The following is a 24,049-nucleotide window of genomic DNA, read 5'->3' as shown; positions in this document are numbered from 1 at the left end:
ATCAGTGACAAGTTATAACCGGCACCGCCGGTACAATATGTCTCACAACAAAATCCCGAATAACAACTGGCAGGCCGAGCCAACGCAGAAGCTCTACGACATGAACTAAGCCCGCAGCACAGCCAGCCCCTACCGGGCAGCCGTACGCGACCGTCAAACGCAGGTAACTACCTTTCCGTATACGGTTTCTAACTTACTTCACTCGCTAAAGCCCATCGCCATTTTGAGCCTGCCAGTGACCGAGCCATTCGGCATTCCGAACCGCCGGTCCGGTTTCTCAAAGGTGGAGCCCCTCCGATGTATGCACTCATGGCTGTTGTGTTTGTTCTGGGCTATCTCTGTATAGCCTTCGAACACCCACTCAAGATCGACAAAGCCGCCGCCGCGCTGCTCACCGCAGTGCTGACCTGGACCGTACTGATATTGGGCGCGGACAGCATTCTGCCGCTGCTGCAACCAGGCAGTCATGATCCAGGCGACTCATCGGCCGTGGTGGTCGAATCGTTGCGCCACCACCTCGGCGAAATCTCGGAAATCCTTTTCTTTCTACTTGGCGCGATGACCATCGTTGAGTTGATCGACTCCCACGAGGGCTTCAAGGCGATCACCGATCGCATCCAGACGCGCAAGCGTGTGCATCTGCTGTGGATTGTCGGCTTCCTGACCTTCTTCCTGTCTGCGGCGCTGGACAACCTGACCACTACGATCGTTATGGTGTCGCTGCTACGCAAACTGATCCGCGGCCGCCCCGAGCGCTGGCTCTATGTAGGTATCGTGGTGATCGCTGCCAATGCCGGAGGCGCCTGGTCGCCGATTGGCGACGTGACCACCACCATGCTCTGGATCGGCGGCCAGATCACCGCCTCCAGCGTCATCACGGGCCTGTTCCTGCCGAGTCTAGTCTGCCTGTTGGTGCCATTGATCATCCTCAGCTTCCGCTTGCGTGGCGAGGCGCCGCGGCCACGTGCGCGCGCCCACCTGGCCGAGAAGGTTCCGCCCGCTACCACTCCCTTCGAGCGCAACTTGGTGCTGGCGCTCGGCCTCGGTGCCCTGCTATTCGTCCCAATCTTCAAGACCGTGACACACCTGCCGCCCTATATGGGCATCCTCTTCGGCCTGGGCGTGCTCTGGATCATCACGGAGTTCATCCATCGCCATAAGAACGATGAGGACAAACATCCGCTCTCGGTCGTCGGCGTGCTGCGCAAGGTCGATACCCCCAGCGTGCTGTTCTTCCTCGGTATTCTCCTGGCGGTCGCGGCACTGGCGACTGCCGGTCACCTGACCCAGGTCGCTACGGCGCTACGCGAAACGATGGGCCACATCTACCCCATCAACTACGCCATCGGCCTGCTATCGGCTGTAGTCGACAACGTGCCGCTGGTTGCCGGCTCGATGAAAATGTACCCGCTTGTCAGCCCGGCTATGCTTGCAGAAGCCGCGGCTGACGAAACGGCATGGCTCTCGCAATTTGTTGTCGATGGCAACTTCTGGGAAATGCTCGCCTACTGCGCCGGCACCGGCGGTAGCACGCTTATCATCGGCTCAGCGGCGGGTGTTGCAGCGATGGGCATGGAGAAGATCAGCTTCACCTGGTATATCAGGCGGGTCAGCCTGCTGGCCTTCATCGGCTATACGGCCGGCGCCGTTACCTACATCGGGATGCTCGCGCTGCGTTAACAGGCCGTTGAAAACTACCTGCGTTGGCAAGACTGCGTTAAAAATAGGCTCGGCAAGCCGCTTGCGGCTAACGCGCTTCAGCGCGGCCCGAAGGGCGAACGAAGTGAGTAATGCTCATTTAGAACACCTAAGCTCGTACGCGAGCCCGGTCCGCTTCCTCGCCTGTTTTTGCCTTGTCTTGCCTGCCTAGCTAACGTTCTTCAACGGCCTGTTAATCGATACGCCTCGTTCTGTGCCGTTGAAGCCTTCGCACAGGCTCAACAGCACAGAACTACTGTCATGGAACCGTGATGACTGTCAGCAAAACCAGAAGCAGTTTCTACCGTCGACTCTACGTCGCCTGGCTGATCGATACCGGTGCAGCCACCAGCGTGCCCGCGCTGGTCGCCGCTACCGGGATGCCGAGGCGCACAGCCCAAGACACCCTGACCGCACTGGCCGATCTCGATATCGACTGCCGCTTCGCCCAGGAGGACGGCGAGCGGCATAACGCCGGTCAATACCGCATCCATGACTGGGGCGCGATCGACCGCCATTGGATCGAGCGCAACCTGCACCAGCTCAAATCAGTTCTCGGCTACCCCTGACCGCCGTTCAGCATGAATGTCGATCTGTTGCTGGTCTTGGCGTTGCTGGCCACCTGCGTCGGACTGTTCCTCCTCAACCGGCCGCGGATGGATGTCGTCGCGCTGCTGGCCATGATCGCCCTTCCGCTGACCGGAATCCTTAGCGTTTCCGAAGCACTGGCCGGTTTCAGCGATCCAAGCATCGTACTGATCGCCGCGCTGTTCGTGATCGGCAACGGTCTGGTCCGCACCGGCATCGCTTATCGCCTGGGCGAGTGGCTGATGCGCTCGGCAGGGAGCAGCGAGACACGCCTGTTGGTACTGCTGATGCTTGCCGTTGCCGGACTGGGCTCGGTGATGAGCTCGACCGGCGTGGTCGCATCTTCATTCCGGTGGTGCTGAGCATCGCTGCAAAGATGAATGTATCGCCGCGCCGCCTGATGATGCCGTTGGCGTTCGCCGGATTGATGAGCGGCATGCTTACGCTGGTCGCCACACCGCCGAACATGGTGGTGCACAGTGAGCTACGACGCGCCGGCCTGGATGGCTTCGCCTTTTTCAGCTTTGCGCCCATCGGGCTGGCCATCCTGCTGCTAGGCATCGCCTACATGCTGCTGGCGCGGCGCTGGCTTGGGCAGTCGAGCGATCCTGACAGCACTGTCGAACCCCGCGACACGCTCGCGGCCCTGGCCCAACGCTACCGGCTACCCGAACGAGAACGCCGTCTTCGCGTACTGCCCGCATCGCCGCTGGCCAACCAGGCACTCGACGAGCTGCGACTTCGCTCCCAGTACGGCATCAATGTTATTGGCATCGAACGCCAACAGCGTTTCCGCCGCCTGTTGCTGATCGCCACTGGCAATACCCAATTGCTTGTGGGGGACGTATTGCTGGTTGACCTGGCGAGCCCGGCGATCGGGCTGCTTGGCGCTTACGACGAACTGGGGCTCGAGCCGCTGCAGCTCAACACTTCCTACTATGGCGATCATTCCCGCGAGCTGGGCCTGGCGGAGGTGGCGCTGCCGCCGGACTCGCGTCTGCCCGGCAAGACCATTCAGGAGCTGGGCTTCCGCTCAAAGCACAAGCTCAACGTAGTCGGTCTGCGGCGCAACCACGAGGCGCTGCAAGGCTTGCTGGTCGATGAAAAACTCAAACCCGCCGACACCCTGCTGGTTGCCGGCGGCTGGAAACACATACATCGCCTGCAAGGCATGCGCCGTGATTTCCTGGTCCTGAGCCTGCCCGCCGAGATTGATGACGTAGCGCCCGCCGCTAATCAGGCGCCCTTCGCGTTGCTGGGGCTTGCCGTGATGGTGGTGCTGATGGTCAGCGGCGTGGTCCCTAACGTGCTCGCCGCGCTGATCGGCTGCCTGGTCATGGGACTGTTCCGCTGCATCGACATGGACAGCGCCTACAAGGCCATCCACTGGCAAAGCCTGGTGCTGATCGTCGGCATGCTGCCGTTCGCCCTTGCGCTGGAAAAGGCAGGAGGGATAGCACTGGCGGTATCGGCGCTGATCGGCCTGTTTGGCGACTCCGGCCCTCAGGCGTTGCTGGCCTGCCTGTTTCTGCTCACGGCCATCATCGGCCTGTTCATCTCCAACACCGCAACCGCGGTATTGATGGCGCCGGTGGCGATTTCTACGGCCGAGCAGATTGGCGCATCGCCCTACCCCTTTGCCATGATCATCGCACTGGCCGCCTCAGCCGCGTTCATGACGCCGATTTCTTCGCCCGTGAATACCCTGGTGATTGGCCCAGGCAACTATCGTTTCGCGGATTTTGTGCGCATCGGTGTGCCCTTCACCTTGTTGGTCATGCTGACATCGGTGTTAATGGTGCCGCTGCTCTTCCCGCTTTGAAATTTCTATCAGCCATCCGTAGCGTGGTCGCCTGACCAATGCTGCCGTTAAGCTGACGCCCTCCACGCTCGCCTGGTCCGAATCAATGACCCAACGCCCCGCCCTATTCCCTGTCCTGCTGGCCGGAGCCACGCTGTTGCTCGTCGTTCACGGCCTCGGTCGTTTCGTCTATACGCCGCTACTGCCGTGGCTGGTGGAAGACGGGCTGTTAACCGTGCAACAAGGCGCGAGCATCGCCAGTTGGAACTACCTCGGCTACCTGATCGGCGCGCTGCTGGCGTTGCGCTGGCATCGGGTGACGCAGATCCGCCGAAGCCTGCCTTGGGCGTTGATAGTGCACGGGCTGACCACCCTGGCACAGACCCAGGCCGAGTCAGCGGAGTCGCTTTCGGCGCTGCGTCTGCTCAATGGCATCAGCAACGGGTTAGTGTTCGTTCAGGCCCCTTCGCTGGTTCTGGAATGGCTTGCGCGGCATCGGCGCGTGTCATCCAGCGGTCTGGTGTATCTGGGGGTTTGCGTTGGGCTGATCCTTTCCAGTCTGCTGGTAAGCCTGAGCAACGGCGTGCTGGCAGGTGCCGATCGTTGGTGGCCGGCGGCGTTGCTTTCAATTCCGCTGGCTTGGTGGGGCTGGCGCCAACTGGCGCGGCTGGACATACCCGAGGACACAACGACGGAAGACGCCGCGCATACCCGCAGCGGACGGCTGCTGGATCGCGCCAGCATACCGCTGTTTTTGGCCTATGCCGGCGCTGGCATGGGCTATATCCTGCCGATGACCTTTCTGCCGATGGTGGCGCGGCTGCAGGTGGAGCCCGGCGACTTCCTCATCGAAAGCAGTTGGCTGGTGGTGGCGCTCGCAACGCTTCCCTCACCCTGGTTGTGGAATCGGTTGGGCGCCCTGCTTGGCGATGTCCGGGCGCTGCGTTTGAGCTATGTCACCCAACTGATCGGCGTGCTGGCAGCGCTGCTGCTGCCGGGGGCACCGGGCATTTTGCTCTGCGCCGTGCTGGTCGGCGGTACGTTTCTCGGCACGGTGCTGCTGACCCAGCGGCTGGCGCGCACGCTGCATCCACATCAGGGCCCGCGCCTATCTGCCGCGCTGATCGCCTTTTACGGCCTGACGCAACTCGCCGCTCCCTGGCTGACCAGCGTCTGGATGGGCATGGGCGGCAGCCTGCACAGCGCCTTTTGGCTTGGCGCCGGCGCGCTGCTATGGGGGTTGATCTGGATGCTGCTGGTCCCACGCCGCGCCTGAAAGCTGTGGGACAATGCCGACTTCATCGTTACAGCAGCCGAACATGAACACCCCCAAAGCCAATAGCCAATCACGCATCGCCAAGCTGGCCAGTGGCAAAGCCACCCTGCATCCACGCAATCGCCACATCGGGCGCTACGATTTTCCTGCGCTGATTGCTGCCAGTCCGGAGCTGGCCGAGTACGTGATTCTCAACCCATACGGCAAACAGAGCATTGATTTTGCCAGCCCGGATGCGGTGCGCGTGTTCAACCGAGCCTTGCTCAAGCAGTTCTACGGCATCGTCCATTGGGACATTCCGGCGGGCTACCTGTGCCCGCCAATTCCCGGTCGGGCCGACTACCTGCATGGCCTGGCCGATCTGCTGGCCGCTCAGAACGCTGGTGACCTCCCCCGCGGCGATAGAATCCACGCACTGGATATCGGCACTGGCGCCAACTGTATCTATCCGCTGATCGGTCTACGCGAATACGGCTGGCGCTTCACCGGCTCGGATATCGACGCGATCGCCCTGGCTTCGGCGCGCACCATCGTCGCAGCGAACGGGCTCGGCAAAAGCGTCACGTTGCGCCAACAGATGGACTCGCGACACATCTTCGAAAACCTCGTGCAGCCTGACGACCGATTCGACATCACGCTCTGCAACCCGCCTTTCCATGCCTCGCAGGCCGAAGCCAACAGCGGCAGCCAGCGCAAGTGGCGCAACCTCGGCAAGCTCGACCCGAAGCGCAAGCTTCCGGCACTGAACTTCGGCGGCCAGGCAGCGGAGCTCTGGTGTGAAGGCGGGGAAGCGGCTTTTATCGCTCGAATGGCGGACGAAAGCCGTGGCGTGGCAGAGCAAGTCTGCTGGTTCAGTACGTTGGTATCCAAGGCGGGTAATGTGCAACCGCTGCAGGCACGGCTGAAAAAACTCGGCGCCCAACAGATACAGGTCTCTGACATGTCTCAAGGACAGAAGCGCAGCCGCTTTGTCGCCTGGACTTTCCTGAACGAAGCGCAGCAGAACGAGTGGCGCTCGAAACGTTGGAAACGCCAGCCAGGCTGATTCGATTTAGCGAACAGCTAAAGTACCAGGCGCATCTTCATAATCCAGTCGTGCATAGAAGCGATGGGCCGCGTCGCGCCGAACATTGCATTCAAGTTCCATGCAACCACAACCGCGGGCTCGGGCACGCTGCTCGGCTGCCTGCACCAGCAGTTCACCGATCCGCGCGTCATCGAGCCAACATAGAGATAGCTGAACCGGCGGAAATCGCCCTCAAGGGTCAACTGCGCTCATCGCTTGCCGGGTAACCAAGCTGACCCAGCAGGCGAGTCGTTACAGCGTCGTCGCGGCGCGCCTTGCGCACGCAAGGTATGGCTCAGACCGCCATGTCCCACAGCTGCTTGTTTTTCAAGACCATGGTCTGAATGTAACGCGGCTCGCCATTGATCTCTTCCAGCTCAGTCATGCCAGCGAGCTCGCCGACTACGCGGTAGCGCTTGCCGACGCGCTTGTCCTGCAAAGGATAGAGTTGGGCGATCTGTTGGGCGAGTTCGGTAAGAGTGGACATGTTCGGTAGCTCCAATAACTGCATGCCGCAGCTTTTTACAGGGCTTTGGTTACGGTTCTGCGACAGCTTTCAATCGTCTCGCTTGTTGGAGCCATCTACCGTGAATTGATTCCGTAACACCCGTAAAAACTCCATTTGGCGCAGCAACGCGGCTCGCGACGAAACGTCAACAGACCCTAGATCAGCAAATGCCTACGCCCAGCTGCAGCAGGGCCAGCCCGCCCTGCTGCCAGCCCCACCAAGCCATAACCAGGAGCAGCGCCAGAACAACGCTGCCTGCCCACAACCAGCCCCTGCGCATTACGCAACGCCCCCGGCCAGACGCACCCGCTCGACCGGTTGTTCACGAATTGGCCAATTCAGCGCCGCGGCCATCAGACTGAGAGCGATGGATATTTGCCAGACCAGATCATAGCTGCCGGTCTGGTCGTAAACCCACCCGCCCAGCCAGCCGCCGAAGAATGAGCCGATTTGATGAAACAGAAAGACGATGCCGCCAAGCATCGACAGGTTGCGCACACCGAACAACGTCGCCACCGTTCCATTGGTCAGCGGCACCGTGGACAGCCATAGCAGACCCATCGCGATGCCGAAGGCATAGGCTGTCCAGAGCGTAAGCGGGGCGAAAAAGAACGCGCTGATCACAACAGCCCGAAGCAGATAGAGCGCCGTCAGTAACTTGGGTTTCGAGTAACAGCCGCCCAACCAACCAGCGGTATAAGTACCCACCACATTGAACAGGCCGACCAGCGCAAGCACCGTGGTGCCCGCCATCGCCGGCAATTGCTGATCCACCAGATACGCCGGCAGATGCACGCCAATGAATACGACCTGGAACCCGCAGACGAAGAAGCCCAGCGCCAACAGGCGGAAGCCGGAGTGACCAACAGCCTCACGCAGCGCCTCGACCAAGGACTGCTGCGGGCCGGTCACGGGAGCCGGCGGACCGCTGCGCAACATCAACGCCAGCGGCATGATCAGCGCAACCAATAGTCCCAGCGCCAGCAAGGCTGATGACCAACCCAACCAGCCAATCAGACCGAGCGTCCCCGGCAGCATGGCGAACTGGCCGAAAGAGCCCGCGGCACTGGCGATGCCCATCGCCATGCTGCGCTTCTCGGCCGGAACGGCGCGTCCGACCGCGCCCAGAATCACCGAAAATGAGGTACCGGACAGCCCCAACCCGATCAGCAGGCCGGCGCTCAGCGAAAGCGAGACCGGCGAATCCGCGCCAGCCATGAGTAATAGGCCGACCGCGTAGAGCACTCCGCCAAGCAATACCGCTCGGGCAACGCCAAAGCGATCTGCCAGCGCGCCAGTAATCGGCTGCGCCAACCCCCAGATCAGATTCTGCAAGGCAATGGCGAAGGCGAAGACCTCACGTCCCCAGCCGAACTCCGCGCTCATCGGCGGCAAAAACAGACCAAACCCGTGCCGTGTCCCCAGGGAAACGGCCAGGATCAGAGAGCCACCCAACAGGATCCAAGCACTGTTGCGCCATATCGCATTCATCGCCGACACACTTAGTAAAACAAGGGGAAGCCATCTTACCCGCATACCTCCATCTAACCACATCCACTTTTTGCCCTGCGACGGGCACGGTTGCTCGGGTAAACTGCGGCCTGTCCGCCTCACCCGCCGCGAGTAAACCATGCCGATTCGCCACTGCATCGTTCATCTGATTGAGAAAAAGCCCGACGGCACCCCTGCCGTGCTTCACGCCCGCGATTCGGAGCTTGGCGAATCACAGGCCATCGAGAATCTGCTGGCTGATCTCAACGAAAGCTACAACGCCAAGCAGGGCAAGGCCTGGGGCTATTTCCACGAAGAGTCGGGGGCCTACCCTTTCAGTGGCTGGCTGGGTCAGTACATGGAAGGCAACCAGGATTTCACCGCATTCAGTCGCCAAGCCGTCGAGCATTTGCAGAAGTTGATGGAGGAATCCAATCTCTCCACTGGTGGCCATGTGCTCTTCGCTCACTATCAACAAGGCATGACCAACTACCTGGCCATCGCCCTGCTCCACCACAGCAACGGCGTGACCGTCACCGACTCGCTGGACGTCGCGCCAGCCAAACACCTTGACCTCGGCCAACTGCACCTGGCCACCCGGATCAATCTGTCCGAATGGAAGAATAACCAGCAGTCCAAACAGTACATTTCCTTCATCAAGGGCAAGAACGGCAAGAAGGTCTCGGAGTATTTCCGCGACTTCATCGGCTGCCAGGAAGGTGTCGACGGACCTGGCGAGACGCGCACGCTGCTCAAGGCTTTCAGCGATTACGTCGAAAGCGAAGACCTGCCGGAAGAAAAGGCCCGCGAGAAAACCAGCGCGCTGGTCGGTTACGCCAGCAGCCAGGCGAAGATCGGCGAACCCATGTCGCTGGAAGAACTGTCCGGCGTAATTGACGAGGAGCACCCACGAGCCTTCTACGAGCACATCCGCAACAAGGATTACGGCCTTTCGCCGGAGATCCCGGCGGACAAGCGCACCCTCAACCAGTTTCAGCGCTTCACCGGCCGCGCCGAAGGGCTGTCGATCAGCTTCGAATCGCACCTGCTGGGCTCGAAGATCGAATATGACGAAGCCCGCAACATGTTGATCATCCGCCAACTCCCGACGCAGCTGACCGACCAGCTCAAGCGCCGCAAGGACTGATCACCGGCTGGCCCGACGCAGCTAACGACAGCGTCTTCGTCTTAGCGGCTGTAGCGCTGCGCTGAAGGTGTCGGATGTTCATCAACTCAGCGCATATTCGATCAGGGCGGCTTGCTCCGCCCAGCTGAGGTCGCCCGCTACTCATGAGCGGAACGAATCCAACTGGCGCTGAATGAAATGCCCGTTTGTCAGTCACATGGCTGCTCGATTGGAGCCGCAACTTCGTACGACCCGTTCTGGTAAGGATTCGCAATGGATTGGTTTCACCTGATTATTCTGTCCCTGGTGCAAGGCATCACCGAATTTCTCCCGATTTCCTCGTCCGCTCACTTGATCCTACCGTCCCAGGTGCTCGGCTGGCCGGACCAGGGCCAGGCGTTCGACGTCGCGGTTCATGTCGGCACGCTGCTAGCCGTATTGATCTGTTTCCGTCACGAAGTGATTGCCACCAGCCGCGGCTGGCTGGCTCACGTATTCAGACGACAGGTCAGCGCGGAGAGCCGTCTGGGCTGGGCGATCATCATTGGTACCCTGCCGGCGGCAATCATCGGATTGTTGCTGGAGGACTTTATCGAGCAGTACACCCGGTCGATGCTGTTGATTGCCGCCACCACCATCATCTTCGGTTTGCTGCTGTGGTACGCAGACATCAAGGGCCGACGGGTCGCTGAAATCGATCACCTGACCTGGAAAAGCGCGCTGATTATCGGATTCGCCCAGGCGCTGGCGCTGATTCCGGGCACTTCCCGCTCGGGCATCACCATGACCGCCGCGCTGCTGCTCGGTTTTACCCGGCAGACCGCCGCACGCTTCTCCTTCCTGCTGTCGATACCGCTGATTCTTGCCGCGGGTGGGCTGAAAGCGGTCGAGCTGGCCCAGTCCGGCGAAGCTGCGCAATGGAACGACATTTTCATCGGTGCGGCCCTGTCCTTCATCGCAGCCTTCCTCTGCATCAAGCTGTTCCTCAAGGCCCTGGATGCGCTGGGCATGCTGCCCTTCGTGATCTATCGTTTGTTGCTGGGCGTCGCGCTGCTGTTCATCGCGCTCTGACGCTCGGAACACGAACGGCCCGCGGAACGGCGTTGCGCAGTTTCGCGGGCCTGAGGCATCAACGGGCGTCGATGCGGTAGCCGATGCGGGGGAAATGCACATGGACCACGCCGGCGCGTTCATCTTCACGGCGCAGAATCAACTCCTCGACACCGGCGAACACCAGCTCGCCAGCAACCGGATCCGTGCCGTAGTCCACCGCGGAGATGGTCACCGACTGGCCGGCCTGGAAGCCGTTGGGCTCGAAGAAGGCCTCGTCTGGCAACGCAGCCGGAGTGGAGCTGCGGGCGATAGACACGGCCTCTTCGGCAGACAGCTCGGAAAGCGAGCCATGACCGACAGCCAGTACCTTACCAAGCCAGGCGGCAACATCCGGATAATTGTCCACCAGTGGCGCAGTGACCGGTGTGCCCTTGAGAAACCACAGACAATGCGCAACCGCAATGTCAGCCACGCAAGGAGCATTGCCCAGCAGGAACCCACCGCTTTCGCGCGACAACTGTTGCTGCAGACGCGCCATCAGGACCGGCCAATGACTCTTGGCCTGTTCTAACGGAATGCGTGTCACGGAGCCGCTGCTGAACAGCTCGGCGCGATCCTTGCTGAAAATCTGGACGAACTCCTTGGGGACCTGAGCGAAGCGCAGCGCCATGGATTCGGGTTGGAACACCAGGCTCACCGCATGCAGGAACAGCACTGAATCGGCCCACTGCGCCAAGGTCGCAGCCACGAACTCCCGACCTTCCGGAAACAGTGCCGGCGTGCTTTTCTCGGCGTCCAGACGGCGCGCCATCAATGCCGTATCGCAATACACATCGGCGCCGATCTGCAGCACCGGCGTACGCCGGTAGCCACCGGTCAATGCGGTGAGATCCGGCTTGGGCATCACCGGCGGAATCGTCACCGAACGCCAGGAGAGTTGCTTGAAACCCAGCATCAGCCGCGCCTTTTCGGCGAACGGCGAGGTGGGATAGTGGTGCAGGATGATTTCGTGCATTGCAGGCTCCGCCAGTCTTGTAGGTAGACCGGCAGCTTACTCGCGACGGAGAAAGCAGCCTACCCGCTCAGCTGATTGCCGGGGCATTCACCGGGTCACTGATACGGTACGTGGCGACCAGCGCCTCCTTGGCCGGTTTTTTCAGCGATTTGATGGCACGCTCGCGGCGCAATGCGTCCCCTTTGCTTTCGCAGGCTTCGACATAAACCAGCGCCACCGCTGGGCTCGAATGAAAGAAGCGCGCCCCTCGCCCGCTCTGGTGCACGGTGAAGCGACGCTGTGCATCGTCACTGATTCCGCAGTACAACGAGCCGTTCGCCGCCCTTACCAGATAGACGAACCAGGGCTTTGTAGCAGCGGTGCTCATGCGACCAAATCTCGCGGCAAGAGGGAATGTGGCATGCAAAAATGCGCTCGGAAATGAGCGCTGGATTGTCCCGGTCAGCCACCATCAGGGCAAGCATGCACGGTCGGTCCGCGCGGAGCGGCATCAAGACAATGATGGCCTCCGGCGCTTGATCGGACAGACTCACGGCATCCCGGTAAGCCATGCGCTAGCCGCTTCGCTTAGCAAAGTCCGTCGATCCTGTCGAGATATGGTGGCGGTTCGCCTTTGCGTATACTGCGCCGATGTTTGCCCAAACCGCGTTCCGCAAGCGCTGCACCGCCTGGTTGCTGGCGACCGGACTCTTCCTGATGCTCAGCAGCTGCGCTGAACCGCCCAGCGCACTTGAGCGTATTAAGGAGGAAGGTGTACTGCGCGTGATCACCCGCAACAGCCCCTCCACATATTTTCAGGATCGCAACGGTGAGGCCGGCTTCGAATACGAACTGGTCAAGCGCTTCGCCAGCCACTTGGGCGTCGAACTTCAGCTTGAAACCGCCGACAGCATCGATGAGATTTTCACCCGCCTGAATCGTCCCGGCGGCCCCGACCTCGCCGCAGCCGGGCTGGTTGCCAGTGAAGGACGCCAGAACCTGGCGCGCTTCACCGACTCCTACCTGGACGTCACGACTCAGGTGGTCTATCGCAGAGGGCAACGTCGACCGACCCAACCCGAAGACCTGATAGGCAAGCGCATCCTTGTGCTCAAGGGCAGCAGCCAGGCGGAAACGCTCAAGGCGCTGCAAACCGGGTTGCCCGAACTGCGCTATGAGGAATCCGACGCGGTAGAAGTCGTCGACTTGCTGCGCATGGTGGATGAAGGCCAGGTCGATCTGACGCTGGTGGAATCGAACGAACTGGCGCTCAACCAGGTTTATTTCACCAACGCTCGCGTTGCGTTCGACCTGGGCGAGCAAAACAGCCTTTCGTGGATCGTGGGCAAAGGCGAAGACGACAGCCTGCTCGTAGCGGCCAACCAGTTCCTCGGCCAGGCCAAGGAGAACGGCACGCTGCAGCGGCTGCGCGAACGTTATTACGGCCATGTCGACGTGCTCGGTTATGTCGGTGCCTATGCCTTCGCCAAACATCTCCAACAGCGCCTGCCGCGCTATGAAAAGCACTTCCGCGAAACGGCCAAGGCGCATGGCGTCGACTGGCGTTTGCTCGCTGCGATCGGCTATCAGGAGTCCCATTGGCAACCGGAAGCCACGTCGAAAACCGGCGTGCGCGGCCTGATGATGCTGACGCTCAATACCGCGAAAGCCATGGGCGTTACCAATCGCCTCGACCCGGTACAGAGCATTCAGGGCGGTGGCAAATACATCGCGTTGGTCCATGCCAATCTGCCCGACAGCATCAAGGAGCCGGACCGCACCTGGTTCGCCCTCGCCGCCTACAACGTCGGCGGCGGCCATCTGGAAGACGCGCGCAAGTTGGCCGAAGGCGAAGGACTGGACCCGAACAAATGGCTGGACGTGAAGCAGATGCTGCCACGTCTGTCGCAGAAACAGTGGTATACCAAGACGCGCTATGGCTATGCGCGCGGAGGCGAGCCGGTGCACTTCGTCGCCAACATCCGCCGCTATTACGACATCCTGACCTGGGTGACCCAGCCGCAGATGGAAGGCCAGCAACTGGTGCAGAACGAGATTCACATCCCCGGCATCAATGCCACCGAGCTCGGCGAGATTCTGCCGCCGCTTTAGGGCTGTTCACGTAGGGCCGATTCATTCGGCCATTAGGGTCCAAAGCGAGATCCACATCCCCGGCATCAATGCCACCGACCTCGGCGAGATACTGCCGCCGCTAGGGCTGTTCACAGGGCCGAATTTATTCGGCCTTAGGGTGGCGAAGGCCGAATGAATTCGGCCCTACGAGATCGCAGCCAAAGGGGAAAATGGCGGTTCATCACAATCGTGCGATCTGAGCGAAGGTGCCGGCGGTATGCTCGGCCAGCACCTGCGCTGTCAACTCCACCTCCAGACCTCGCCGTCCCGCACTGACATGCAGGCTCGGCAGAGCTAGGGCGGAGCTGTCGATAAAGGTGCGCAGCCGCTTTTTCTGGCCCAGCGGGCTGATCCCACCGACCAGATAACCCGTCGCCCGTTGCGCAGCCATGGGATCGGCCATATCGACCTTTTTCACCTTGGCCGCCTGCGCCAGCGCTTTCAGATCAAGCGTGCCGGCGACCGGCACCACGGCGACCAGCAGTTCGTTCTTCTCGCTACAGGCCAGCAGTGTCTTGAATACGCACGCGGGCTCCAGGCCGAGCTTCTCAGCCGCTTCGAGCCCATAAGATGCGGATTTCGGATCGTGTTCGTAGCTGTGAACACGGTGTTCGGCCTTGGCCTTTTTCAGCAGATCGATGGCAGGAGTCATGACGGGGAGCAAGTCGGATGGAGCCGATACATTAGCTGAAAATAACAACCCGCACGTGGTGAGACACGACAGTCGTCTCTGTGCTGGCCCGCAGTGAGCTGTTGGCGATGCAGCGCACCGAGGCACATTCGCGAGCAAGCTCGCTCCCACAAAAACGTCAGCTTATGCTTCGTAGGAGCGAGCTTGCTCGCGAACAATGGCAGACGCTCCCACCGAGAGGCCTTAGGCCACCCTGCCCTGCTGGGCGACGCGTAATTGCCGCGCCGCCGCGACCATGTTCACCAACGCCGCCTCGGTTTCCGGCCAGCCGCGGGTCTTCAGGCCGCAATCAGGATTAACCCAGAGCCGCTCGACCGGAATCCGCTCACTGGCCTTCTGGAGCAACTGCACCATTTCCTGGGTATCCGGCACCCGTGGCGAGTGAATGTCGTAGACGCCCGGACCAATGTCGTTGGGATAGTCGAAGGCACGGAAGGCTTCGAGCAGCTCCATCTGCGAGCGCGAGGTCTCGATGGTGATGACGTCGGCATCCATCGCGGCGATCGACTCGATCACATCGTTGAATTCGCTGTAGCACATATGCGTATGGATCTGCGTTTCATCTCGTACGCCGCTGGCGCACAGACGGAAGGCGTCCACCGCCCAGTCCAGATAACCCTGCCACTGCGCGCGACGCAACGGCAGGCCCTCGCGAAACGCGGCCTCGTCGATCTGCACGATCCTGATGCCCGCCGCCTCCAGATCGCAGACTTCATCGCGAATCGCCAACGCGAGCTGACGCGCCTGCTGCTCGCGGCTGATATCGTCGCGCGTGAAGGACCACATCAGCATGGTCACCGGACCGGTCAGCATGCCTTTCATGATCTTGCTGGTCTGCTGTTGCGCGTAACGAATCCACTCCACCGTCATTGGCGCCGGACGGCTAAGATCGCCATAGATCACCGCCGGTTTGACGCAACGCGAGCCGTAGCTCTGCACCCAGCCGAAACGGGTAAAAGCGTAGCCGTCGAGCTGCTCGGCAAAGTACTCGACCATGTCGTTACGCTCGGCCTCGCCATGCACGAGCACATCCAGGCCCAGCTGTTCCTGCACCGCTACTGCATGACGGATTTCGGCCTGCATCGCCTCGGTGTAATCAGTCAGTGCCAATTTGCCCTGTTTGAACGCCTGACGCGCAATACGGATGGCTGGCGTTTGCGGAAACGAGCCGATGGTAGTGGTGGGGAATGCCGGCAGATTCAGCCGTGCACGCTGCTTATCGATCCGCTCGGCAAAGGGCGACGAGCGCTGGCTATCCTGTGGCGCGATGGCCGCCAGGCGCGCCTGCACCTCTTGTTTGTGAATACGCGGTGATTGCCCGCGGCTGGCCTGGACCGCACGGCTGTGTTGCAGCGCGGCTCGTACCTGAGCATCTTCAGGTGCGCTCACAGCACGTGCCAGCACCGCCACTTCGGCGCATTTCTGCACCGCGAAGGCGAGCCAGCTCTTCAACTCGGCGTCCAACTGATCCTCCCGCGCCAGATCGACTGGCGCGTGCAGCAGCGAGCAGGACGGCGCGACCCACAAGCGCTCGCCGAGCCGCTCGGCAGCGTGCTGCAACACACTCAGCGCCTTGTCCAGATCGCAGCGCCAGACATTTCGCCCGTTAACCAGCCCGAGGGAGAGGATCTTGTAGGCCGGCAGCCGATCGAGGATCACCGGGTACTGATCCGGTGCGCGCACCAGGTCGATATGCAAACCGTCCACCGGCAGCGCAGCGGCCAGGCCCAGATTGTCTTCCAGACCACCAAAGTAGGTCGCGACCAGCTTTTTCAGCGGAGCCCGCTGCAACAGGTTGTAAGCGCGTTCGAAGGCATTCTTCCAGTCCTGCGACAGGTCCAGCACCAGAATCGGCTCGTCGATCTGCACCCACTCGACGCCCTGCTCGGCCAGCCGATCCAATATTTCGCCATAAACAGGCAGCAGCCGTTCCAACAGGTCCAGCTTGTCGAACGCCTCGCCCTTGGCCTTGCCCAGCCAGAGATAAGTCAGCGGACCGATCAGCACCGGCTTGATCGCATGCCCCAGCGCCTTGGCTTCTTCGACCTCCTCGAACAACTGCGTCCAGGACAGCTTAAATTGCTGGTCCGCCGCGAATTCAGGCACTAGGTAGTGGTAGTTGGTATCAAACCACTTGGTCATCTCCTGCGCCTGTCCCGCACCGCAGCAAGTCTTGGCAACGCCCCTCGCCATCGCGAACAGCGTATCCAGAGTCGGCGCGCCATCAGCCGGGCGAAACCGCTCCGGCACCACGCCGAACATCAGCGAATGCGACAGCACTTGGTCGTACCAGGCGAAATCGCCCACCGGTAACAACTCGATGCCAGCGTCCGCCTGCAGCTGCCAATGCGCGGCGCGCAGCTTGCGACCCACACGGCGCAGCTCACCCTCGTCGAGATCGCCTTTCCAGTAGGCTTCAAGGGCCTTCTTCAGTTCGCGGTCCGCGCCGATGCGGGGAAAGCCCAGGGAATGCGCCACAGCCATAACAATCTCCGATTCGTCTCGTTTTTTCGATGAAGAGATTGTGGCCATGATGAGTGAATGAGACAAACTCAAGGAGTTAAAGTTAAAGATTAGAAATACTCATCTAGCTCCGATCAAACCACTGCGGCACGCTTCGCCAACCCCTGGCTCGACAGCGCTTTCATGCTGAGACACACTTCGCCATCACGATGAGCAGTGCTCACTTCAAACACTCGACCACATGGCGAGCGCCGGCGTTGGGCAGCACACAGCAAGGAACCGCAACATGCTGGAAATCCGTCACCTGAAAACGCTTCATGCGCTGCGCGAAACGGACAGCCTCGTCGAAGCGGCCGAGCGCCTGCACCTGACCCAATCGGCTCTGTCGCATCAGTTCAAAGAGCTGGAAGAGCGCCTGGGCCTGCAGCTCTTCGTGCGCAAGACCCGCCCTGTGCGCTTCACCAGCGCTGGTTTGCGCCTGTTGCAACTGGCCGACAGCCTGCTGCCGCAGCTGCGCAGTGCCGAACGCGATCTGGCACGCCTGGCTGGTGGCACCGCTGGACGTCTGCATATGGCTATCGAATGCCACAGCTGTTTCCAATGGCTGATGCCGACCATCGACCAGTTCCGTGATGCCTGGCCGGAAGTGGAACTGGATCTGGCGTCGGGGTTTTCCTTCGCGCCGCTGCCGGCGCTGGCGCGCGGCGACCTGGATTTGGTGGTGACTTCCGACCCCATCGAGCTGCCGGGGATCACCTATGTTCCGCTGTTCACCTACGAGGCCCTGCTGGCGGTGGCCAACCAGCATGCGCTGGCGACGCGGCCCTACGTACGCCCTGAAGATCTGACCAGCGAGACCCTGATCACCTATCCGGTGGAGCGCGACCGGCTGGACATCTTTACCCGCTTTCTCGAACCGGCCGATGTCGAGCCGGCACAGGTCCGCACCTCAGAATTAACGGTGATGATGATGCAGCTGGTGGCCTCGGGCCGTGGTGTCTGCTGCGTGCCGAACTGGGCACTGCATGAGTACAGCACGCGCGGCTACGTCACTGCCAAGCGCCTGGGCGAGAAAGGCCTGTTCGCCACGCTGTTCGCCGGTATCCGCGCCGACATGCTCGATTCACCCTTCATGCGCGATTTCCTGCTGACCGCCAAGGACACCTCCTTCGCTACGCTCGAAGGCGTCAGCGCAGCGCCGAAAGGGAGATAAACATGTGCCAGCAGGCCTTGAAAAAACTTAGTCGAGGCAGGCAAGACGAGGCGCAACGGGAGTAACAGCCGCAGGCTGGCCCGAAGGATGAGCGCAGCGAATCCAAACAGCCGAGGAAGCGGACCAGGCTCGCGTACGAGTTTAATTTTCTAAATGAGCATTCTGCCTGGGCTCGCAACCGAGGCTGTTTTTAACGCTGTCTTGCTAACGCAGGTAGTTTTTCAACGGTCTGCCGATAGGGCAGCGCGTCACGTGCCGCCTCGGCATAGCGCAAAACGCCCAGGCGTTCTTGAGCAAGAAAGTCGCTCACCGCCGCGCGCAGGCCGGGATGCACAAGGTAATGCCAGGAGCGTGTGATCACCGGCTCGAAGCCGCGAATAAGCTTGTGCTCGCCCTGCGCACCGGCATCGAAACGAGACAGACCGGCGGCGATCGCCTGATCGATGCCCTGATAGAAACAGGTCTCGAAGTGCAGCCGATCGAATTCGGCCAGGCAGCCCCAGTAACGGCCATAGAGCCCACCCGCGTCGATCAGGCTGAAGGCCATGGCCACCGGGCGCGCGCCCTGCCTGGCCAGCACCACGCGGATCGCCTCGGGCATGCGCTCGGCCAGCAGGCTGAAGAACGCACGGGTCAGGTACGGTGCCTGTCCCCGCACATGATAGGTGTTGGCATAACACGCATAGACGAAATCCCACTCGGCCTCGTCAAGCTGGTGGCCCTCGCGCCAGTCGAACGCAATCCCCTGCCCCGACACTTGTTCTCGCTCCTTGCGCAACTGTTTGCGCTTGCGCGAGGTAAGCGCGTCGAGAAAGTCCTGAAAATCTCGATAACCACGATTGTGCCAGTGGAATTGGCAGCCGATGCGCTCCAGCCAGCCATCGCGGTCGCGTAATACCGCATCTGCATCCGGCTCGGTGAAATTAACATGTAGGCTGGACTGTCCCTGCTCCTCAAGCCCACTGGTGAGCTCATCGAGCAGTTGCCCGGCTGCATCGCGTTCGCCTAGCAGGCGCGCGCCCGTCACTGGCGAGAAAGGCACGGCACAGAGCAACTTGGGGTAATACTCGATGCCCGCCCGATGACAGGCATCGGCCCAGGCCCAGTCGAATACGTATTCGCCGTTGGAGTTGGTCTTCCGGTATAGCGGTAGTGCTGCCTGCACGAGCCCCGTGGCGTCGAGTAGCAGCTGATGCTCCGGCTGCCAGCCCGTCGATCCGCCAACACTGCCGCTGTCTTCGAGACTCGCGAGAAAGGCGTGACGTAGGAATGGCTGGTTATCCGGCAGCAAAGCGTCCCATTGCTGCGGGGCAAGCTCGGCGAGGCGGGTAATTGTCTGGATAGGCATGCCGGCCAGTCTGGCGCGTCAGGCACAACAAGGAAAGGGTGAGCAGGCGCAGCTTGCTGGCAAAATTTCTACAGATCGCCAGCAAGTTGCAAGGTCGATGCAGATTACTGCTGGGCCCACTTGAGGAAGGCCGAGCGGCTTTCCGGCGTCAGCAGGTTCCACATCTGCTGCAGCGTCGTCAGGGTCGCATCGCTGTGCGGCAGGGTTGCCATGGCGGCAGGAGCCGGATTCAGCGAGACGGCCTGGGGTGCTGCGGTTGCGCTGCCCAACGGGGTGACACTGGTGGCTTCTGGGGCCACTTCGCTGGAACCCAGCATCGCGCTCAAAACCGAGGTATTGCGATTGCCAGCCTGGGCCTCGATGCGCTCGCCGCTGCGGGTGTTCAGCGCCCAGGCGGGAAAGTCGGTTTCAAACGCCTTAGCTTCGGCCAGGTTCTGCGGGCGGTCGAACTCCAGGCGCCAGGTTTCACCGGCCTTCCCTTCGAAATTGAAGATGGCCGTGCGGCTGCGCACCACTTCGTGGCTGATGCCACCGTCGATGTCGAAACCGTTCTTGTAAAAGGCATGCACCTGATAGGCGCCGGGTTGCAGATGCAGACGCTTGTCCGAAGCACCGAACATGGAGTTGGCGGCCGAATGCGGCTGGCCATTGATGCTGCGGATTTCCAGTTCACTGGGGACTACCAGCGTTAGTACCTGGCTTTCAGGCAAGGGCGCACCGGAATACAGCTGAACGTGAGGTTGCTGGGCACAGGCGGCCAACAGACACGCCATGGCGATAACGAACAAACTGCGCATGAAAACTCCTAGTGCAAGATTTCGCCAACTATTGGCGTAAGGGTCAGATGACACTCTGGAAACGATAATAAGACTGAAAAATTTCATTTAAATGACAAACCGGGCTGTCCCTGGAGGAGCAGCCCGGTTTGTTTTTACTAATTGCGCGAAGCGTAATTAGAAGTCGTAGCGCAGACCTACAGAGAGGCCCGAAGCCTTTTCACCCGCTGCAGCCACGCCAAGCGCTGCGTCACTACGCACATTTGCCGAACGGGCCTGTTCCCATGGAACTTGTCCGGAGTTGTCGTCGTTATCGATTACCGCATAGTTGGCATAAACACGAACAGCCTTGTCCAGTTTGTGCTCGACACCCACGACCCACATATCGGCATCAGCATCATCAGCGTCGGAATCGCGGGTCATCCACATGGCCTTCAGAGCCGTGTTCTTGGCAACCGCGAATTCGCCACCCAGACCATAGACGTCGGAAGACCACGCATCGCGGCTGGCTTCAATCGGGGAGTCGTGATCAACGGTTTGATAGAAGCCCACCAGTTTGAAGGCATCGGTCAGCTTGTAGGCAGCAGCGGCACGGATACCGTCACGCTCGCCACGGGATGCATCTTCTTCCACTTTCTCGTATGCCAGGGCAGCCTCCAGCGGGCCGCCGGCGTAGTTCAGCGACATACTGATGGCATCGCTGTCTGTATCTTCTACAGCCCACTGGCCTTCATACATCGAGTAGGCCAGCTTGGCGTTGAAACCGCCCATGGTCGGCGTGGTGTACTGGATGGTGTTGTCATAACGCTCGTCGAAGCGGCCATTGCCGAAACGAGTCAGGTTGCGCATGTCACCGACCTGGTCACCGAACAGGTTGGCAGGACCACGGGCGACCTTGAACGGGCTGTCGAAACGACCGAGCTGTACCGCACCGAAGTTGCCGCCAAGACCGACAAAGGTGTCGCGGGTAGCGAAACTTGTACTGCCGCTATCGCTGCTGCCGGTAGTGAAGTTGATTTGCTGTTCAATCTGGAAGAAAGCATTCAGATCCGGGTTGATCTGATGATCGCCCTTGAAACCCAGGCGCGAAGAGTTGCTCGACAAGTTGGTTTCGGAATAATCGGCGCCATCATCTAGGTAATCCACCGATACATGCGCACGGCCATAAAAATTAACATCGGCCATTGCTACAACAGGCACCGCCATCGCAGCACCAACAGCAATCGCAATCAACTTCTTCTTCATCGGAAAAGCTCCTTCGGTTATGAAACGTCGTCCTGCGAGTGACATGACGTCGTCTTGTTCGACGGAGGCGATTATGGGAAGCCGATGTGACAGAAGATTTGCCGCAATATGACAGTTCAAAGTCGTGGGAACTTTCTGCAATGTACATTGCAGAGCGGTTCAAGCGGACCGCTGAAAGCAGACGAGAAGGGAAATGCTGCCCGCCGCCTCCCGGATTGAGAGGCAGCGGACGCGGGATCAGCGCTTACGCAGGATCACGCTACCAATGGAATAACCAGCACCGAAAGAGCTGAGCACACCAAGGCTGCCAGCCGGGAGGTCGTCCTGGTGCTTGTGAAAGGCAATCACCGAGCCGGCCGAACTGGTGTTGGCGTAGGTGTCGAGAATCACAGGCGCCTCTTCGGCGCTGGCGTCGCGACCCAGCAACTTGCGCACGATGAGGTGGTTCATGTTGAGGTTGGCCTGATGCAGCCAGAAGCGCTTGACCGAGCCGACCTCAATATCGTTTTCCTTAAGGTGCTCGCCAATCAGCTCGGCCACCATCGGGCAGACTTCCTTGAACACCTTGCGACCTTCCTGGACGAACAGCTTGTCCGGGTTGGTCATGTATTCCTCGGCGGTGCGGTTGAGGAAGCCGAAGTTGTTGCGGATGTTGTTGGAGAATTCCGTCACCAGTTTGGTGCTGATGACATCCCACTGATGGTTGGAGGTCGCCAGGTCGGCGCGCTCGACGATCACTGCGGTGCAGGCGTCGCCAAAGATGAAGTGGCTGTCGCGATCGCGGAAGTTCATGTGACCAGTGCAGATTTCGGGATTGACCATCAACACCGCCCGCGCCTGGCCCAGTTGCACCGCGTTTGCGGCGTTCTGGATACCGAAGGTGGCCGAGGAGCAGGCCACGTTCATGTCGAAGCCGAAGCCCTTGATGCCCAGTGCCGCCTGCACTTCGATGGCTACCGCCGGGTAGGCACGCTGCAGGTTGGAGCACGCCACTATCACCCCATCGATGTCCGCGGCGGTTTTGCCCGCTCTGGCTAACGACTCTTCGGCAGCTTTCACCGACATTTCGCAAAGAATCGACCACTCGTCATTGCTGCGCTCGGGAATGCGCGGAACCATGCGGTCGGGATCGAGGATGCCGGCCTTGTCGGTCACGAAACGGCTCTTGATACCGGACGCCTTCTCGATGAAGGCCGAGCTGGATTCGGGCATCGGCTGCACTTCACCAGCTTCGATGGCAGCGGCATGCTGGGTATTGAAGCGGAGCGAGTAGGTATTGAAGGATTCCACCAGCTCGTCGTTGGAAATGCTCTGGGCAGGGGTATAAAGGCCGGTACCGCTGATGACGACGTTATGCACAGTCGTTCCTCTTGAATATTGGCTGATCGTTGTCTGGCGTCGGAACAGAGCGATGCCGGCAGCGCCGATCGCTAGCCTCATCCCGCATCTGTTTTATATGGCGGCTATTGTGCACGAAAACCTGACAGAAGCTGCAGCCGCGCGTTGAAAAGCGGACAAGCAGATCACAGGTCGGCAATCGTAGCGCCGGCCACGCTGTCGGCCTCCGGTGCCGCTCCATATCGCTCATCAGGGCGGTTGCTGCCGGCCGCAACCGGCTTACGTTATTCTTGCGCGCCCAACGAGCCAGGACTGTCCGATGAAAGACCCACTCGCCGAATTGATCCGCCTGATCAGTTCCGGCTGCATGAGCGATGAGGAAATCAACCGCGTCGCCGACGAAGCCGCGCAGGCCTATGCCGATCCCCAGGGCTTTCTGCAGGCCAATCCGGATATCAACTACGACGACGACTTCCCCATACCACTGGGCGAATGGGTCGTCGTAGGCAGCCTGCCGGACACGGTGCTGTTCCAGGCCGACGACTATCAGACGTTGTTCGAACAGATTCGCGCCTCGTTCGGCGAGAGCGTCAACTTCGTGCTGCAACCCAAACAGCTAGCCAAGACCGAGCCTCTAAAGGCGCTCAACCGCATCCAGACGCAACTCGGCGCGCTCTACCCCGAGAAGGGCGGCTACGTACTGGTGGACTTCAGCGAACCGCTGGATGACGAGTTGCAAGCGGTGCTCGTGTACACCAGCGATGTCGAACGGGTAATGGCGCTGGCCGTGGAAGTCGGCCTCTACGCCACGCCTGCGTTGGCTGCGCTGCAGGCGGAACTCAGCGAATAACTCACAACACCGTAGGCCGAACTTGTTCGGCCTTGGTGGAACGTGATGCCGCTTTTATCAATCGGCCCTCAGCAGAACCGGCCGAATAAATTCGGCTCTACGGGTTCAGCGTCGGCGTAGCGGATCGAGCAGGGGCGACAGGCCGTTGTGATCGATCTCTTGCATCAGCGCCAGCAACTGGCCGATTTCTCCTGGCGGGAAACCCACCCTGGCGAACCAGTTGAGGTAGTTGCCCGGCAGGTCGGCGATCAATCGCCCCTTGTACTTGCCGTAGGGCATGGTCTGGGTCACCAGGCGTTCGAGGTCTTCGGGTTTCATGTGCGGCGTTCGATTCAGCGGGAGCGGAATATTGCCACAGCCACCCGGCTTCGACAGATCCGTTACGGCACCT

General features: G+C 60.6%; 21 protein-coding genes and 1 pseudogene. 10 read left to right on the top strand and 12 right to left on the bottom strand.

Features of this window, described 5'->3' with window-relative positions; translation table 11 throughout:
* The first annotated feature begins 297 nt into the window (after positions 1 to 297).
* From nhaD to rlmF, 5 genes and pseudogenes are all read left to right on the top strand, one after another.
* Positions 298 to 1,680: a sodium:proton antiporter NhaD gene (gene nhaD / locus NA647_RS09870; protein WP_256057524.1), complete on the top strand. Its 1,383-nt coding sequence runs from the start codon at positions 298 to 300 to the stop codon at positions 1,678 to 1,680.
* Positions 1,681 to 1,970: 290 nt separating this feature from the next.
* A complete protein-coding gene (locus tag NA647_RS09865; RefSeq protein ID WP_256057523.1) occupies positions 1,971 to 2,267 on the top strand; it encodes a winged helix-turn-helix domain-containing protein in 297 nt (98 codons plus the stop codon).
* Positions 2,268 to 2,279: 12 nt separating this feature from the next.
* Positions 2,280 to 4,108, top strand: a pseudogene (locus NA647_RS09860) (SLC13 family permease).
* A gap of 85 nt (positions 4,109 to 4,193) precedes the next feature.
* A complete protein-coding gene (locus NA647_RS09855; RefSeq protein ID WP_256057522.1) occupies positions 4,194 to 5,363 on the top strand; it encodes a YbfB/YjiJ family MFS transporter in 1,170 nt (389 codons plus the stop codon).
* A gap of 43 nt (positions 5,364 to 5,406) precedes the next feature.
* Positions 5,407 to 6,408, top strand: a complete 1,002-nt coding sequence (rlmF, locus tag NA647_RS09850) for a 23S rRNA (adenine(1618)-N(6))-methyltransferase RlmF (protein ID WP_256057521.1) — start codon at positions 5,407 to 5,409, stop codon at positions 6,406 to 6,408.
* Positions 6,409 to 6,414: 6 nt separating this feature from the next.
* Here rlmF and NA647_RS19690 read toward each other — a convergent pair whose 3' ends face one another.
* The 3 genes from NA647_RS19690 to NA647_RS09840 form a co-directional block, all read right to left on the bottom strand.
* Positions 6,415 to 6,558 (bottom strand): GNAT family N-acetyltransferase, encoded by a 144-nt coding sequence (locus NA647_RS19690; RefSeq protein WP_423836465.1) that lies wholly within the window; start codon positions 6,556 to 6,558, stop codon positions 6,415 to 6,417.
* 166 nt (positions 6,559 to 6,724) lie between these two features.
* Positions 6,725 to 6,916 (bottom strand): hypothetical protein, encoded by a 192-nt coding sequence (locus tag NA647_RS09845; RefSeq protein ID WP_256057520.1) that lies wholly within the window; start codon positions 6,914 to 6,916, stop codon positions 6,725 to 6,727.
* Positions 6,917 to 7,216: 300 nt separating this feature from the next.
* Positions 7,217 to 8,428, bottom strand: coding sequence for an MFS transporter (locus tag NA647_RS09840; RefSeq protein ID WP_272889628.1), 1,212 nt, complete (start codon positions 8,426 to 8,428; stop codon positions 7,217 to 7,219).
* Positions 8,429 to 8,567: 139 nt separating this feature from the next.
* Between NA647_RS09840 and yejK the strand changes: the two genes are divergently transcribed.
* Both yejK and NA647_RS09830 read left to right on the top strand, forming a co-directional pair.
* On the top strand, positions 8,568 to 9,575 hold the full coding sequence (gene yejK / locus NA647_RS09835; RefSeq protein WP_256057519.1) for a nucleoid-associated protein YejK: 1,008 nt from the start codon (positions 8,568 to 8,570) through the stop codon (positions 9,573 to 9,575).
* A 252-nt stretch (positions 9,576 to 9,827) separates the two neighbouring features.
* Positions 9,828 to 10,625, top strand: a complete 798-nt coding sequence (locus tag NA647_RS09830) for an undecaprenyl-diphosphate phosphatase (RefSeq protein ID WP_256057518.1) — start codon at positions 9,828 to 9,830, stop codon at positions 10,623 to 10,625.
* Between the two features lie 58 nt (positions 10,626 to 10,683).
* Here the strand turns inward: NA647_RS09830 and NA647_RS09825 are convergent, their stop codons facing one another.
* Both NA647_RS09825 and NA647_RS09820 read right to left on the bottom strand, forming a co-directional pair.
* Entirely contained in the window at positions 10,684 to 11,622 is a 939-nt protein-coding gene (locus NA647_RS09825; RefSeq protein WP_256057517.1) for a glutathione S-transferase family protein, read from the bottom strand.
* A 67-nt stretch (positions 11,623 to 11,689) separates the two neighbouring features.
* A complete protein-coding gene (locus tag NA647_RS09820; protein WP_256057516.1) occupies positions 11,690 to 11,989 on the bottom strand; it encodes a GIY-YIG nuclease family protein in 300 nt (99 codons plus the stop codon).
* A 263-nt stretch (positions 11,990 to 12,252) separates the two neighbouring features.
* Between NA647_RS09820 and mltF the strand changes: the two genes are divergently transcribed.
* On the top strand, positions 12,253 to 13,713 hold the full coding sequence (mltF, locus tag NA647_RS09815) for a membrane-bound lytic murein transglycosylase MltF (protein WP_256057515.1): 1,461 nt from the start codon (positions 12,253 to 12,255) through the stop codon (positions 13,711 to 13,713).
* Positions 13,714 to 13,915: 202 nt separating this feature from the next.
* On the opposite strand, the gene ybaK is transcribed toward mltF, so the two are convergent.
* Both ybaK and metE read right to left on the bottom strand, forming a co-directional pair.
* Entirely contained in the window at positions 13,916 to 14,386 is a 471-nt protein-coding gene (ybaK, locus tag NA647_RS09810; protein ID WP_256057514.1) for a Cys-tRNA(Pro) deacylase, read from the bottom strand.
* Positions 14,387 to 14,608: 222 nt separating this feature from the next.
* Positions 14,609 to 16,909, bottom strand: coding sequence for a 5-methyltetrahydropteroyltriglutamate--homocysteine S-methyltransferase (gene metE / locus NA647_RS09805; RefSeq protein ID WP_256057513.1), 2,301 nt, complete (start codon positions 16,907 to 16,909; stop codon positions 14,609 to 14,611).
* Between the two features lie 265 nt (positions 16,910 to 17,174).
* Here metE and metR point away from each other — a divergent pair, with 265 nt between their 5' ends.
* Positions 17,175 to 18,101 (top strand): transcriptional regulator MetR, encoded by a 927-nt coding sequence (metR, locus tag NA647_RS09800; protein ID WP_256057512.1) that lies wholly within the window; start codon positions 17,175 to 17,177, stop codon positions 18,099 to 18,101.
* Positions 18,102 to 18,291: 190 nt separating this feature from the next.
* Here metR and NA647_RS09795 read toward each other — a convergent pair whose 3' ends face one another.
* The 4 genes from NA647_RS09795 to NA647_RS09780 all read right to left on the bottom strand — a co-directional run bounded on the left by NA647_RS09795 (position 18,292) and on the right by NA647_RS09780 (position 22,829).
* Positions 18,292 to 19,449 (bottom strand): GNAT family N-acetyltransferase, encoded by a 1,158-nt coding sequence (locus NA647_RS09795; protein WP_256057511.1) that lies wholly within the window; start codon positions 19,447 to 19,449, stop codon positions 18,292 to 18,294.
* A gap of 104 nt (positions 19,450 to 19,553) precedes the next feature.
* Positions 19,554 to 20,246, bottom strand: coding sequence for a DUF2057 family protein (locus NA647_RS09790; RefSeq protein WP_256057510.1), 693 nt, complete (start codon positions 20,244 to 20,246; stop codon positions 19,554 to 19,556).
* A 156-nt stretch (positions 20,247 to 20,402) separates the two neighbouring features.
* Complete coding sequence (locus tag NA647_RS09785; protein ID WP_256057509.1) at positions 20,403 to 21,611, bottom strand: porin; 1,209 nt, start codon at positions 21,609 to 21,611, stop codon at positions 20,403 to 20,405.
* Between the two features lie 96 nt (positions 21,612 to 21,707).
* A complete protein-coding gene (locus NA647_RS09780; protein WP_256057508.1) occupies positions 21,708 to 22,829 on the bottom strand; it encodes a beta-ketoacyl-ACP synthase III in 1,122 nt (373 codons plus the stop codon).
* Between the two features lie 298 nt (positions 22,830 to 23,127).
* Here NA647_RS09780 and NA647_RS09775 point away from each other — a divergent pair, with 298 nt between their 5' ends.
* The gene (locus NA647_RS09775) at positions 23,128 to 23,658 is read left to right on the top strand and encodes a hypothetical protein (RefSeq protein ID WP_256057507.1); all 531 of its coding nucleotides are present in this window, start codon (positions 23,128 to 23,130) and stop codon (positions 23,656 to 23,658) included.
* Between the two features lie 105 nt (positions 23,659 to 23,763).
* Here the strand turns inward: NA647_RS09775 and NA647_RS09770 are convergent, their stop codons facing one another.
* Positions 23,764 to 23,976: a DUF3820 family protein gene (locus tag NA647_RS09770; protein WP_131651155.1), complete on the bottom strand. Its 213-nt coding sequence runs from the start codon at positions 23,974 to 23,976 to the stop codon at positions 23,764 to 23,766.
* Positions 23,977 to 24,049: the final 73 nt, after the last annotated feature.

It is taken from the genome of Stutzerimonas stutzeri (assembly GCF_024448985.1).
GTDB classification, from domain to species: domain Bacteria; phylum Pseudomonadota; class Gammaproteobacteria; order Pseudomonadales; family Pseudomonadaceae; genus Stutzerimonas; species Stutzerimonas stutzeri_AP.
This window is presented reverse-complemented; position numbering and strand designations above follow the sequence as displayed.

Bases quoted from the DNA above. Each gene is read 5' to 3' on its own strand.
- NA647_RS09790 (WP_256057510.1), bottom strand. From the start codon at position 20,246: ATGCGCAGTTTGTTCGTTATCGCCATGGCGTGTCTGTTGGCCGCCTGT.
- NA647_RS09775 (WP_256057507.1), top strand. From the start codon at position 23,128: ATGAAAGACCCACTCGCCGAATTGATCCGCCTGATCAGTTCCGGCTGC.
- NA647_RS09840 (WP_272889628.1), bottom strand. From the start codon at position 8,428: ATGAATGCGATATGGCGCAACAGTGCTTGGATCCTGTTGGGTGGCTCT.
- mltF (WP_256057515.1), top strand. From the start codon at position 12,253: ATGTTTGCCCAAACCGCGTTCCGCAAGCGCTGCACCGCCTGGTTGCTG.
- NA647_RS09825 (WP_256057517.1), bottom strand. From the start codon at position 11,622: ATGCACGAAATCATCCTGCACCACTATCCCACCTCGCCGTTCGCCGAA.
- metE (WP_256057513.1), bottom strand. From the start codon at position 16,909: ATGGCTGTGGCGCATTCCCTGGGCTTTCCCCGCATCGGCGCGGACCGC.
- nhaD (WP_256057524.1), top strand. From the start codon at position 298: ATGTATGCACTCATGGCTGTTGTGTTTGTTCTGGGCTATCTCTGTATA.
- NA647_RS09820 (WP_256057516.1), bottom strand. From the start codon at position 11,989: ATGAGCACCGCTGCTACAAAGCCCTGGTTCGTCTATCTGGTAAGGGCG.
- NA647_RS09770 (WP_131651155.1), bottom strand. From the start codon at position 23,976: ATGAAACCCGAAGACCTCGAACGCCTGGTGACCCAGACCATGCCCTAC.
- rlmF (WP_256057521.1), top strand. From the start codon at position 5,407: ATGAACACCCCCAAAGCCAATAGCCAATCACGCATCGCCAAGCTGGCC.
- NA647_RS09795 (WP_256057511.1), bottom strand. From the start codon at position 19,449: ATGCCTATCCAGACAATTACCCGCCTCGCCGAGCTTGCCCCGCAGCAA.
- yejK (WP_256057519.1), top strand. From the start codon at position 8,568: ATGCCGATTCGCCACTGCATCGTTCATCTGATTGAGAAAAAGCCCGAC.
- NA647_RS09855 (WP_256057522.1), top strand. From the start codon at position 4,194: ATGACCCAACGCCCCGCCCTATTCCCTGTCCTGCTGGCCGGAGCCACG.
- NA647_RS09845 (WP_256057520.1), bottom strand. From the start codon at position 6,916: ATGTCCACTCTTACCGAACTCGCCCAACAGATCGCCCAACTCTATCCT.
- ybaK (WP_256057514.1), bottom strand. From the start codon at position 14,386: ATGACTCCTGCCATCGATCTGCTGAAAAAGGCCAAGGCCGAACACCGT.
- NA647_RS09865 (WP_256057523.1), top strand. From the start codon at position 1,971: ATGACTGTCAGCAAAACCAGAAGCAGTTTCTACCGTCGACTCTACGTC.
- metR (WP_256057512.1), top strand. From the start codon at position 17,175: ATGCTGGAAATCCGTCACCTGAAAACGCTTCATGCGCTGCGCGAAACG.
- NA647_RS09830 (WP_256057518.1), top strand. From the start codon at position 9,828: ATGGATTGGTTTCACCTGATTATTCTGTCCCTGGTGCAAGGCATCACC.